Raw genomic sequence first — 12,563 nt, forward strand, 5'->3', positions numbered from 1 at the left:
CGGTATGCGCGTACGGTACGTCCACCGCGGCTACTTCCCGGCGCGGGCCGGAGCCGAACTGATGACGCAGTACCTCGCCGCGTCGATGAGCCGGCTCGGCTGGGACGCCGGCGTGTACACCCACCAGGTCGACGAGGACACCGCGACGTTCATGCGGGGCGCGGGCGTGAGCATCCAGCCGCTTCCGGCCACGCCCGACGAGACCGAACGGGCGGACGTGGTCCACGCCATCGACGCCTTCCACCCGCAGGACATCGCGGCCGGTCTCGACCTCGCCCGGGCCTGGGGCGTGCCGTTCGCGGTCACCCCCGCCTCCGCCCCGGACGTGTGGCCGGACCGCGAGACCGTACTCGACGGCTGCCGGCGCGCGGACGCGGTCTTCGCCCTGTCCGTGGCGGAACGCGACATGCTCCGCGACGCCGGCGTCCCCGCGTCCAGGCTGCACATCATCGGCCAGGGACCGCACCTGCCCGGGACCCCCGACCCCGACCGGTTCCGCCGCGACCACGGCATCGAAGGCCCCGTCGTGCTCTTCCTGGGGCGCAAGACACGCTCCAAGGGCTACGTCACCCTCCTGGAGGCGACCGAGCACGTCTGGGAGCAACACCCCGACACCACCTTCGTGTTCCTGGGACCTCGCTGGGACGAGGACTGCGCGGAGCGGTTCGCCGAGCACACCGACCCCCGTGTCATCGAGCTCGGCATGGTCGACGAGGACGCCAAGCACAGCGCCCTCGCCGCCTGCGAGCTGCTGTGCGTACCCTCCACCGTCGATCTGTTCCCGCTCGTCTACGTGGAGGCCTGGGCTTGTCGCAGACCGGTCGTCGCGTCCACCTTCCTCGGCAGCACCGAGGTCGTCGCCCACGGACGGGACGGCCTGCTCGTCCGCCCCACCGCCCGGACCGTCGCCGAGGCGGTCAACCGGCTCCTCGGCAACCCGTCCGAACGCCGCGCCATGGGAGAGCACGGCCACGACAAGGTGCGCCGTGAACTCGGCTGGGACGCGGTCGCCGACCGGGTCCACACCGTATACCGCACGCTGATCGCCGCCCGGAAGCAAACGGAGAAGGCCCGATGAAAGCAGTGGTCCTGGCCGGAGGTGAGGGCCGGCGGTTACGGCCCGCCACCCTGACCCTCCCCAAACCCCTCATACCCATCGACGGCATACCGATCCTGCACATCATCCTGACGCAGCTGGAGCGCGCGGGCTTCACCCATGTGTCGCTCTCCCTCGGCTACCGGGCCCATATGATCAAGGCGAGCTTCGGCGGAAGTTGGTCGCCCGACCTGGAGCTGGACTTCTTCCAGGAGGAGGAGCCGCTGGGCACCGCGGGCCCGCTCGCACTGCTGCCGCCCTTCGAGGACTCCACCCTCGTAATGAACGCGGACCTGCTCACCGACATCGACTTCGCCGACCTGGTCAGGTGCCACAAGAAGTCCCAGGCCGCCGCCACGGTCGCGCTCAGCCGCCAGGACATCGACATCGCGCACGGGGTGGTGGAACTCGACGAGGAGCGGCGCGTGACCGACTTCCGCGAGAAGCCCCGGTTGAGTTTCCTGGTCAGTGGCGGCATCTACGTACTGGAGCCGTCCCTGCTGCGGTTGCTGCCGCCGCGCGGCCGGCACGACATGCCCGCCCTGCTCGACCGTGCCCGAGCCGAGGGCGAGCGCATCGAGGGCCATGTCATCGAGGGGGACTGGCACGACATCGGCACGCCCGAGCAACTGGACCTGGCCGCCGCGGCGTTCCGCGCCGACCGGGCCCGCTACCTGGGCCGCGGGGCCGAGGCCGCGCTGTGCGCGGGGACCGGGGCCCCGCAGGAGGTGGTGGGCGGATGACGGCCTTCGACATCGCGCTGTACCAGCCGCGGATCGGGCCGGCCGAGATCGAGGCGGTCACCGCCGTCCTGCGGTCCGGATGGCTGTCGGCCGGGCCCGTCACCGAGGAGTTCGAGGGCAAGTACGCGGCCGCGCTGGGTGTCGGGTCGGCGGTCGCCGTCAGCAGCGGCACCGCCGCCCTGCACCTGGCCGTCCTGGCGCTGGGCCTGGGCCCGGGCGACGAGGTCGTGCTGCCCTCGCTGAACTTCGTCTCGGCCGCCGCGACCGTCGCGCTGTGCGGCGCCACCCCGGTGTTCGCCGACGTCAAGGGCCCGCACGACCTGTGCCTCGACCCCGAGGACGCCGCCCGCCGCGTCACCTCGCGCACCCGGGCGATCGTCGCCATGCACTACGGCGGCCACCCCGCCGACCTGACGGCCCTCGCGCGGCTGGCCCGTGCGCACGGTCTCGCCCTGATCGAGGACTGCGCCCACGCGCCCGTCACCGACTCGGTCCACGGCATGCTCGGCACGGTCGGCGACATCGGCTGCTACAGCTTCTTCGCCACCAAGAACCTGGCCATGGGCGAGGGCGGCATGGTGGTCGCCCGCGACCCCGCCGTGGGTGAGCGCATCCGGCGGCTGCGCTCGCACGCCCTGACCGTCAGCGCCCAGCAGCGCCACCGCGGGGGATCCTCCCTGTACGACGTCGACACCCTGGGCCTCAACTACCGGCCCACGGAGATCGGCTGTGCCCTCGGGTGCGTCCAGCTCGACGCCCTGCCCGCCGCGCAGGCCCGCCGACGGGACGCGGTGCGGATGTACCGCGAGCAACTGGCCGTACTACCGGGGCTGACCGTGCCGTTCGCCGACCGGCCTGTGGAGGAGAGCGCCCACCACCTGTTCGCCGTGGTGCTGCCCGAGGGCGCCGACCGCGAGACGCTGCAGGACCGGCTGCGCGTGGCGCGGATCCAGAGCGGTGTGCACTACCCGCCCACCCATCTGTTCACCGCCTACCGGGAGCGGCAGGGGAGCGGGCCGTGCCGATTGCCGGTCACCGAGGACGTGATGGCACGTCAGCTCTCGCTGCCGCTGCACCCGGGCATCGGCGCGGCCGAGGTCCACCGGGTCGTCGAGGCGGTGAGCGCCGCATGGCAGGAGACACCGTGAAGGGCGACCGCGTCACGTTCGCCGACGGCGCCCTGCACCTAGAGGGGCGTCCCTTCGTCAGCGTCGGGGTCAACTACCACCCCTCGTCCACCGGATGCGACTACTGGCGGGAGTGGGACGGTGCCCGGATCGACGACGACTTCCGCCGGATGGCCGCCGCGGGGCTGAACACCGTACGTTTCTTCGTCTTCTGGGCCGACTTCGAACCCAAGGAAGGTGTCTACGACCCCGAGATGACCGGACGGCTGCGGGAGCTGGCCCGCACCGCCCACCGACACGGTCTGGCCTGCCTGCCCTCGCTGCTGACGATCTGGATGAACGGCCAGCGGTTCGACCCGCCGTGGCGCGAGGGCCGGGACCTGTGGCGGGACGCGGACCTGCGCGAGCGGCAGCGGGCCTTCGTCCACCACATCGCCACCGAGCTGCGGGACGCGCCGAACATCCTCGCCTACGACCTGGGAGACGAGGTGATCCACGTCGACTCCACGTCGTCCGCCTCCCTCGGCGCCGAAGAGGTCCGGGAGTGGTGGGGGATGCTCGCGGGAGCGATCCGCGCCGCCGACCCGGACGCTCTGGTCCTCCAGGCCAACGAGGCCTCGGCGGTGCTCGGCGGCCATGCCTTCCGCCCGGAGCACGCCGAGCGCCTGGACCTGGTGGGACTGCACGGATTCCCGGTGTGGACGCCGTTCCACATCGAGTCCGTCGCCGCCCGCAAGGCCACCGCTTTCCTGCCCTACCTCGTGCGGCGCGGCAGCGCCCACCGGCCCGTGTACGTCGACGAGATGGGCAGCTACGGCTGCGACGAGAGCACGGCCGCGCGGTATCTGCGGGCGGCGTCCCACTCCGCCTTCGCGGCCGGCGCGGTCGGCACCGCCGTCTGGTGCTGGCAGGACTTCACCACCGAGCGCAAACCCTACGCGCTGCGGCCCAACGAGCGGCGCGTCGGCCTGCTGGACGCGGACGGCCGCGAGAAGCCCGCCCTGGCCGAGTACCGGACGTTCGCCCGACGTGTGACCGGCGAGCTGGCCGGGTTCAGACCGCTGCCCGCCCCGGTGGGTGTCTTCGTCCCCGAGCCGGAGCCGCAGGACGAGGCGGGCTATCTGACGCCTTCGGGCAGCGACGCGCCCGCCCCCTTCTACGCCCATCTGCTCCTCCAACAGGCGCACCTGCCCTACGAGTTCACCGGCCGGGACGCGGATCTGGAGCGTCACGCGCTGCTGATCTGCCCCTCGGCGCGGCAGCTGTCGCTGCCCGACCGCCGCCGCCTGGCGCGGTACGTCACCTCCGGTGGAGTCCTGCTGTACTCCACCGGCAGCCTGCTGGACGCCGCCGGCGACGAGGAGCTGTTCGGCGTCCGTATACGGGACTTCACCCGCGCCGAAGACACCCACGCCGACTTCACCTGGGCGGGCGTGCGCTTCCCGCTGCGCTGGGACCCCGGTCCGATCCCGGTGATCGACGCGGTGGGTGCCGAGACCCTGGCCGCGTTCGCCGACGGCTCGCCCGCCCTGACCCGCCACCGGCTGGGCGAGGGGAGTGCCTACTACCTCAACGCCCCCCTGGAGGCACAGCTCAACGCCCCCTACCGCCTTGAGGAGGCCGCCTGGCACCGGCTGTACGAGGTGGTCGCGGAGGAGGCCGGGGTGCGCGTGCCGCTGACCGTGGACGACCCGTCGGTGGAGGTCAGCGTGCTCGGGCGCGGCGACGAGCGCTGCGGTGTGGTCATCAACCACGCCCCCGAACCGGTGGACACGGCCCTGCGGCGCCGACCGGTGGACGGCGCCCCGGAGACCACGGAGCGCCTGCGCCTGGAAGCCAAGGGGGTGCGCCTGCTGTTCTGGCACGCCGATGCCCCGGCATGGCACGCCGACTCCACGGGGCGGCACGCCGACTCCACGGCATGGCACGCCGACACCACGGCGCCGCACCCCGGTCAGCGCAAGCGGCCCGAGGAGCGACAGCCGTGATCGTCGACGCGCATGTGCACGCGGGGGAGTACTACCGCCACTACTCGGCCCGCTTCGCCGAGCAGATGACGGCCACCACCGAGCTGGCGCCCGAGGACCTGTCCGCGCCGGAGGAGAAACTGCTCGCCGAGATGGACAGCGCGGGCGTCGACCGCGTCTTCCTGCTCGCCTTCGACGTACAACGCGTCGAGGGGTTCTCGGTGCCGAACGAGTTCGTCGCCGAACTGTGCGCCCGCCACCCCGACCGGCTGACCGGCTTCGCCTCCGTGGACGCGGGCGTCCCGGGCGCGGCCGGGCGCCTGCGCGAGGCCGTGACCGGCCTCGGCCTGCGCGGCCTGAAGACCGCCCCCTGCTACCTGCGCATGTCACCCGCCGACCGCCAGTGGTACGACGTGTACGAGACGGCCATGGACCTGGGCATCCCGGTCCTGATCCACACCGGATACACACCGTCGCGCAACGCGGACGCCCGGTTCTTCTCCCCGCTGCTCGTGGAGCAGGTGGCCCGGGACTTCCCCGGCCTGACGGTGATCCTCGCCCACCTCGGCACGCCCTGGACCCGGCCGTGCGTCGACCTGCTCGCCCGGCATGCCAACCTCCACGCGGACCTGTCCATCTTCGGCTCCTACCAGCAACCCGCCACCGTGGCCCGGGCACTGGCCCACGCCCGCGACAGCGGTGTCCTCGACCGGCTCCTGTGGGGCACCGACTTCCCCTTCGCCTCCATGACCGGGTCCGTGACCCGTATGGCCGATCTGGCCCGGGATCCCGCGCTGTGGCCGCCCGGCAGCGACCCGCTCTCGCCGCGCGAGTATGAGGCCCTGATGGGCGGCACGGCGGCGCGGCTGCTCGCCCTCGCCGCACCCCACCCCACCCCACCCCACACCGACTCCTCCTTCGACCCGATGACTTGAGGTGCCATGACCTTTTCCCGCGGATACGAGTTCGACGCCATGTCGCGCCGCCCCTTGTACGGCGATGTGACCCAGCGTCTGGTCGACATCTGCGAGGCCCCGGACGGCGGCGTCGTCGCCGACGTCGGCTGCGGCTCGGGCCTTGCCACCCAACTGCTCCTGGAACGCTCCGCACAGGTGAGTGCCATCGTCGGCATCGACCCCTCGGAGCACGAACTGGCCATCGCACGCCAGCGGTTGCGCGACCCCAAAGTGCGCTTTGTGCAGGGACGCGCACAGGACGTCGAATCCCTGACCGGACCGGTGGATGTCGCGGTCCTGAGCAATGTGATGCACCAGATCCCGGCGGCCGAGCGCGGCTCCGTGATCGCCGGCTGCCACCGGTTGCTCGCACCGGGCGGGCGCTGCGTGCTCAACACCCTGTTCTACGAGGGAGCCGTGCTTCCCGAGACCCGGCCCTTCTACGCACACTGGCTGCGCGCCACCCGCGACGCCCTGCGGGAACGGGGCCAGGACCTCGTCCTCGCGCGCGGCAAACCGGTGGCGCTTCAGACGCTCACCCCGGGCCGGCACGAAGAGCTGTTCGCCCAGGCGGGGTTCTCCCAGACCAAGTCCGAGGAGGCCGTGTACCCGTGGACCCTCCAGGACTGGGAGGCCCTGTGCACGTACTCGGTGTTCGTGGAAGGAGCCACCGGGATCAGCGACCTGGCCCTCGGCTCCGAGGCGCTGACCGACGGCCTGCGGGCCACCTTCGAGCGGCTGGAGCTGACCGAGGTGCCCCGGCGCTGGCTCTTCGCCTGGGGCATCAAGGGTTCCCAGGAGGACGGATGAGAGCGCTGCGGTGGCACGGCACACGCCGGGCGGCGGTAGCGGACGGCGTCGCCATGCCCCGTATCGAGGAACCGCGAGACGCCGTCGTCCGTGTCGTGCGCAGCGCGATCTGCGGCACCGACCTCCACCCGTACCGGGGCGAGATCGACGGGTTCACGCCGGGAACGGTGACCGGCCACGAGTTCACCGGCGTGGTCGAGGAGGTCGGGCCCGAAGTGCGCGGTCTGCGGCCCGGAGACCGGGTCGTCGCCTCGGACATCATCGCGTGCGGGCACTGCGACTCCTGCCGCCGGGGCTGGCACTACCAGTGCGAGCAGGTGGGCCTGTTCGGCTACTCCACGGTGGTCGGCACACGGGCCTACGCCGGGGGCCACGCCGAGTATGTCCGGGCGCCCTTCGCCGACACCGTGCTGTTCCCGATCCCCGACGACGTCGGCGACGAGCGGGCTCTGTTCATCGGCGACGTACTCGCCACGGGCTACGCGTGCGCCGTGGGCGCCGAGGTGCGCCCCGGGGCCACGGTGGCGGTGGTGGGCTGCGGCCCCGTGGGCCTGCTGGCCCTGGAGGCCGCCTGGGTGCTGGGCGCCGCCCGGGTGCTGGCCATCGACCCGCTGGAGAGCCGGCGGAAACTGGCCGCCGAACGCGGCGCCTGCCCGGTGCCCGCCACGCCCGACGTCGACCGGCACGTCGCCGACCTGACCGAGGGGCGCGGCGCGGACGCCGTCCTGGAGGCCGTGGGCACCGACGCCGCGCTGCTGACCGCGCTGGACGTCGTACGGCCACGCGGCACGGTGTGCGCCGTGGGCGCCCATGCCTCCGAAGCCATGCCCATGCCGACACGGCTCGCGTTCGCCAAGGAGGTCACGCTGCGCTTCGCCGTCGGCGATCCCATCAGCGACTTCGAGCCGCTGATGAACCTGGTACGCGGCGGTCGCGTCGACCCCACCTTCCTGATCTCGCACCGGATGCCCCTGGCCGAGGCCGCGGAGGGGTTCCGGCTGTTCGACACCGGAGAGGCCAGCAAGGTGGTGCTGATCCCGTGAACCCCACAAGGACGTCCCTTCCCGCCCTCGGCGTTCAGCCGTACATCGTGACCCATGGAGGAACCGTGACGGACAACCTGACCAGCACCGAGCCCGACGTCCGCGCCAGCGCGCCGGACGGACAACTCCCGCACAAGCCGGGCGACGCACAAGCGGCGGCGGAAGTGGTGCGCAGGATCTGGGCCCAGGTGCTGGAGGTGGAAGCCGAGTCCATCGACGTCCACCGCAGCGACTTCTTCGAACTGGGCGGATACTCGCTGCTCGCCCTCCAGGCCATAGGAAGGATCCTGACGGAGTACGGGGTCGATGAGGTGGAATCGGTGGAATGGGAGGGAGAACTCCTCAACCGCCTCTTCGACAACGCCACGCCCATGGTTCAGGCCGAATTCCTGGCGGAGATGGGCTGCGGCACTCCGCGTGCGGTCAACCGCCCGTCGGAGACCTCACGGTAGGACGGCTGCCGACTCTGCTCACCACACCTATGCCGAGAAGGGCGCCTGGCGGGCAACTGCCCCGGCCAGGCGCCCTTCCCTGTCGCGTTTGCGCAGGTCGCGGATGGCCGTGTGCGCGAATCAGCCGGACCGGCCGCTGCCGTTACGAGCGGCTGGCGACGGCCGGCTCGGCCACGGCGGCATCGGCTCCGGCGACGGCGGCGTTGACGGCTCGGTGTGCCTCCTCGGCGATGCGCTCGCCCTCCGACGCGTTCACGGCGCACACGACGACGCCCAGCGAAGGCCGAGGCCCGGCAAGCGCCCGGACGGTCGACGGATAGGCCCGGATGCCCCGCGCCCACAGCTCCTCGAATACGGGGCGGACGTGCGCCGTGTACGACGCGGTCCCGGTGAGCCGCAGCGGCAGCGCGTCATGGGTGTAGGCGACCGGGGTGTCGTCGGCCCACCGCTCCGCGAGGGCGACCGCGTGCATGGCGCCGGAACGCCGGGCGTTGATCTCGGTGACGTAGAGCTCCCCGTCGACGCCGAGCAGGCAGTCGACCGTCAACCAGCCCCGGTATCCCAGGGATTGGGCGAACGCATGGACGGCTCTCCCCAGCGCGGAGAGCCGTTCCTCCACGGCGGGATCGACGACTCCAGGGCCGAGCGCCAGACTGCGGTACCGCAGTCCGTCGACGCCGAGCATGCTGTATTCCATCCGTGGTTCCTCGCCGTCACCGACGAGGACGTCCACGGCCGGGCAGTCGGCCGCGTGCTCGATGTAGTCCTGCACGGTGAGCGGGAAGGTGCCGAAGAAGGGTTCGCGCCGCAGCGACTGCCAGAACCGTCGCAGGGTTCCGTCGGCGTCGTACCGTGCGACGGCGGAGCCGTAACCGCCGACGCCGTACATGCTCTTGACCACGGCCCGGCCGCCGCTGCGCACGATGGCCGTGACCGCCCCTTCGAGCTGCTCCCAGCTGGCTACCGAGATACCCCGTGGCACGCGGAACCCCGGTAGGTGCGAGGCGAGATCGACGCAGCTCAGCTTCGATTCGAGGTATTCGCACGACCAGTAGTGCTGCGGATCGGCGACGTCCAGCCGCACCTCCCGACCCTGACTGCGCAGCACCGCCGCCAACGCGTACAGCTCGGGCGACGCCCCGAAGGACAGGAACCGCACCACGCGCGATCCGCTGGTCGCGGCGTGCAGTGCGGCCAGCGCCCGGTCGTCGTTGAGCAGGTCGTGGACCAGACGGCCGGTGCGCGGCATCGGCGACACGACCGGAGGGACGGTGCTGCCGAGGCCGGTGTGCACGTGGGCGAGCCACTCCGGGGAGTAGCCGGCGGGGAGCACGAGCACGCGGTTCTCGGTGCTCCAGAAGACACACTGGTCGGTGAGCCCCGTACCGTGCTCGACGAGGTCGCGTTCCACACCGGGGTCGAAATCCAGCAGTTGGCGTTTCTGGTTGAACTCGACGACGTTCGGGATCACCAGGTCGACGGTCTCGGGCATGCTCTCCTGCCTTCCCTGACGTAGTGCGCGAGATGGGTGCGAGGACCGAGGGACGGCAGTGTCTGTTCCGGGGCCTTGGCGTGGGTGAGCGTGTAGAGGGTGCTGACGCGAGGCAGACCGACCCGGTGTACGTGCCGGATCGGTTCAGCCACGGCCCGCCCCGCCCTAGTAGCTCGAATGCACACCAGGGGTGAGCAGGTGTCTTTCCGAACCGAGCAACGCCGGCGAGAAGACACACATCAGCGTCATGCCGTGCTGCGAGCGCAGCACATGTGGTTCGCCCATGCCCGGGGCGTACAGCATCCCCGGCCTGAGTTCGAAGACGCCGTCCTCCGACTCCACGGAACCGGAGCCGGACACGCAATAACAGACCTCTTGGTGGTTGTCGTACCGCAGATACGACTCGCTGCCGGGCTGCACATAGGTCTCGGTCAGACCGAAACCCAAATTGTCGGCCTGAACGAGTATCCGTCGGCTCCTCCCGTTACCCCAGTCCACGTCGCATTCGCTTCCCACGACATCTTCAACCGCGCGCACCAGCAAGGTTCACCTGCCCAGGAGTCAGTATTTCCGTCGGGGTGGGACATCGAGTCTATGGAGTGCGGGGCCGGTATTCCACGGGAAGTATGGGCATGGCCACTTGGCTACGCCCGTCGCCGCGCCCCCTGGCCAAGGCATCGGCAGAGAGGGGGTGTTGTTTCGGCATCGAAATCTGTAGCTTGCGAGGGAGGCCGAGCCCAGAGAGGGCGTTCGGAAGCCGTAGCGCCAGAGCACACATCAAACAGCTCTTCTCCGACGATCCGGCGACCCATCAGGCCACCGCGCCCGCGGCCTCCTCGGTGGGGTGCGGTCCGACGCCGGCCCATCCATGCGCTGTTCGACCCTCTTGGAGGTTCAGGAATGACACTTCCGCAGGAGAACACCCACCTCGATCGCAACGACGTCTTCTCCTCGGCCGAACTGCGCGAGCTGACCCGCCGTTCCAGCGGCCAGGCCCTGCTCCGCTCCTCGGTGCACGCCCTGCTGTACGCCGTCGCCGTGACCGGCGCCTTGGTCATCGACACCTGGTGGGCCATCGGACTGAGCTGGGTGCTGGGCGCCTTCGTGATCGCCTCGCTGCACAACCTCCTGCACTGTGCCTCACACGGCACCTTTATGAACACCTACCGTGGAAACCGGATCGCCGGACAAGTCGCCGGCACGTTCCTGCTCACCAACAGTGCCCTGTACCGGGTTTTCCACATGCACCACCACCGCAACACCCATACCGCTGAAGACCCCGAACCCGACGGCGTCATCACCACTGTGTGGCAGTACGTCGTGGCCATGATCAACCTGGACTACTTCATCGGTTTTCTGCGCATGTCAGTGGCTTCGCTGTCCCACCGGTACCCCTACTTCGTCAAAACCGACCGGGCCCGCTCCGCGATCCGCCGCGACACCTGGATCCTCTTTCTGTGGATCGCTTGCGCAACCGTCCTGACCGTCTTGTGGCCCATGCTGATGCTCACCGTGTACATCGCGCCGACCTGCATCGCCTGGGTCGTGAACAACTTCTCCATCATGCCCGAGCACTACTATGCGGAGCGGACCGACAACCCGTGGCGTAACACCAATTCGGTCTACACCGAAAGCAAGTGGTTCGGCTTCCTCAACTGGAACACCAACTACCACGCCGAACACCACCTCTATCCCGGGATCCCGGCCTGGAACCTGCACGAGGTGTCGAAGCGCGTGCGGAGGCATCTCGCCTTCACCGAAACCTCCTACATTCGCTTCCACGCCCGTCTGCTGGGCGACGTGATCAGCGGCCGAGCGAAGGAGCAGGAGCAGGACTTCGTGCTGCAGGAGGGCCGGGCGACGAGCTTCATCTACCCGTTGGAGAAGGCCAAGTGATGGGGGCTACGGCCCGCCGGTGACGCCGACGTAGCGGCCGCTCAGCCCCACCGCCGACTGAATAGTGAGGGCGCGGCCGACCGTACACACGCCCGCCCGCTAGCATCGCTTCACATGGCGATACGGGGGTGGTGGCGGCCGGGTGCCGCAGTGGTGGCGGTGCTGGCGGCTGTCTGCGCCTCGGGCCCGGAACGGCCCCAGGCGACCGGCACGGCGTCGAGTCCCGGCCCCCTCCCCGCCGACCGCTACAGCTCCACGGCCCAGGATTACCAGCGGGCCAAGCGGGCGTCGGCGCTGCTGGTTCGCCAGTGCATGGCGAAGCGCGGCCACCCGGACTTCCCGCTCGACCCCCGCGACCCCACTGATCCGATGGTCGCCGCCTTGGTCAGCACCGACTACGGGGTAGTCGACCTGGCCGCTGCCCGCCGCTGGGGTTACGGCTGGGCCCCGGAGCAATCTCCGCTCTCCCAGCCGAAGGGCCGCCGGATGACAGGCGCCGAGTACGCGGACGTGCCCGCGTGCAACGCCGAGGCCGATCAGCAGTTGATGCGCGGCATCGACGTACAAAGGGACTGGATCTACGCCGGCCAGCGGGCGGTCGAGGCCGACAAGGCGGTCAAGGGCGACGCCCGCCTTGGCGCGGCCTTCGCGGTGTGGTCCCGCTGCATGGCAGAGCGAGGATTCACCGGCTACCCCGACCCCATCGCCGCCTACACCGACGACGCCTGGCAGCGGGGCAGCGACGGCAACACCCTCCATACGAGGCGGGAACGGGACACCGCGGCCGCCGACGTCACCTGCAAGCGCCGTCACCACACCACCGAGGTCTGGCACGCGGTGCGGGCCCGGAACCAGGCCGCGGACATCGCACAACACCGCGACGGCTACGCCGCCGCACTGCGGGCGCTGCGCACGTACCGGGCCAACATCGCTGCGGCGCTGCGCCGGTTCGGCCAGTGATCCGGTCGTGAGTCGGCAACC

12 protein-coding genes are annotated in these 12,563 nt (G+C 70.7%); 10 read left to right on the forward strand and 2 right to left on the reverse strand.

Annotation, left to right across the window (positions count from 1 at the left end; all coding sequences use genetic code 11):
* Nucleotides 1–4: 4 nt before the first annotated feature.
* The 8 genes from BX283_RS36785 (at nucleotide 5) to BX283_RS36820 (ending at nucleotide 8,194) form a co-directional block, all read left to right on the forward strand.
* Nucleotides 5–1,078 carry a glycosyltransferase family 4 protein gene (locus BX283_RS36785; RefSeq protein ID WP_101391715.1) on the forward strand — a complete coding sequence of 358 codons (1,074 nt, stop codon included), beginning with the start codon at nucleotides 5–7 and terminating at the stop codon, nucleotides 1,076–1,078.
* Nucleotides 1,075–1,839 carry a sugar phosphate nucleotidyltransferase gene (locus BX283_RS36790; protein WP_101391716.1) on the forward strand — a complete coding sequence of 255 codons (765 nt, stop codon included), beginning with the start codon at nucleotides 1,075–1,077 and terminating at the stop codon, nucleotides 1,837–1,839. Before BX283_RS36785 ends, BX283_RS36790 begins: the two co-directional genes overlap by 4 nt.
* Nucleotides 1,836–2,987 carry a DegT/DnrJ/EryC1/StrS aminotransferase family protein gene (locus tag BX283_RS36795; RefSeq protein ID WP_101391717.1) on the forward strand — a complete coding sequence of 384 codons (1,152 nt, stop codon included), beginning with the start codon at nucleotides 1,836–1,838 and terminating at the stop codon, nucleotides 2,985–2,987. Before BX283_RS36790 ends, BX283_RS36795 begins: the two co-directional genes overlap by 4 nt.
* Nucleotides 2,969–4,954, forward strand: coding sequence for a beta-galactosidase trimerization domain-containing protein (locus BX283_RS36800; protein WP_101391718.1), 1,986 nt, complete (start codon nucleotides 2,969–2,971; stop codon nucleotides 4,952–4,954). The genes BX283_RS36795 and BX283_RS36800 overlap by 19 nt, the downstream gene beginning before the upstream one ends.
* The gene (locus BX283_RS36805) at nucleotides 4,951–5,868 is read left to right on the forward strand and encodes an amidohydrolase family protein (protein ID WP_180357369.1); all 918 of its coding nucleotides are present in this window, start codon (nucleotides 4,951–4,953) and stop codon (nucleotides 5,866–5,868) included. Before BX283_RS36800 ends, BX283_RS36805 begins: the two co-directional genes overlap by 4 nt.
* Nucleotides 5,869–5,874: 6 nt before the next feature.
* Complete coding sequence (locus BX283_RS36810) at nucleotides 5,875–6,699, forward strand: bifunctional 2-polyprenyl-6-hydroxyphenol methylase/3-demethylubiquinol 3-O-methyltransferase UbiG (RefSeq protein ID WP_101391720.1); 825 nt, start codon at nucleotides 5,875–5,877, stop codon at nucleotides 6,697–6,699.
* Complete coding sequence (locus BX283_RS36815) at nucleotides 6,696–7,742, forward strand: alcohol dehydrogenase family protein (protein ID WP_101391721.1); 1,047 nt, start codon at nucleotides 6,696–6,698, stop codon at nucleotides 7,740–7,742. The genes BX283_RS36810 and BX283_RS36815 overlap by 4 nt, the downstream gene beginning before the upstream one ends.
* A gap of 65 nt (nucleotides 7,743–7,807) precedes the next feature.
* Entirely contained in the window at nucleotides 7,808–8,194 is a 387-nt protein-coding gene (locus BX283_RS36820) for an acyl carrier protein (protein WP_180357370.1), read from the forward strand.
* A 142-nt stretch (nucleotides 8,195–8,336) separates the two neighbouring features.
* Here BX283_RS36820 and BX283_RS36825 read toward each other — a convergent pair whose 3' ends face one another.
* Together BX283_RS36825 and BX283_RS36830 are read right to left on the reverse strand one after the other, a co-directional pair.
* Nucleotides 8,337–9,686: a hypothetical protein gene (locus tag BX283_RS36825; protein WP_101391723.1), complete on the reverse strand. Its 1,350-nt coding sequence runs from the start codon at nucleotides 9,684–9,686 to the stop codon at nucleotides 8,337–8,339.
* Nucleotides 9,687–9,851: 165 nt separating this feature from the next.
* Complete coding sequence (locus BX283_RS36830) at nucleotides 9,852–10,223, reverse strand: ectoine synthase (protein WP_257584454.1); 372 nt, start codon at nucleotides 10,221–10,223, stop codon at nucleotides 9,852–9,854.
* A 363-nt stretch (nucleotides 10,224–10,586) separates the two neighbouring features.
* Between BX283_RS36830 and BX283_RS36835 the strand changes: the two genes are divergently transcribed.
* A complete protein-coding gene (locus tag BX283_RS36835; protein ID WP_180357371.1) occupies nucleotides 10,587–11,582 on the forward strand; it encodes a fatty acid desaturase in 996 nt (331 codons plus the stop codon).
* 114 nt (nucleotides 11,583–11,696) lie between these two features.
* Nucleotides 11,697–12,542, forward strand: coding sequence for a hypothetical protein (locus tag BX283_RS36840; RefSeq protein ID WP_257584126.1), 846 nt, complete (start codon nucleotides 11,697–11,699; stop codon nucleotides 12,540–12,542).
* The last annotated feature ends 21 nt before the right edge of the window (nucleotides 12,543–12,563 follow it).

Source organism: Streptomyces sp. TLI_146, assembly GCF_002846415.1.
GTDB lineage: Bacteria > Actinomycetota > Actinomycetes > Streptomycetales > Streptomycetaceae > Streptomyces.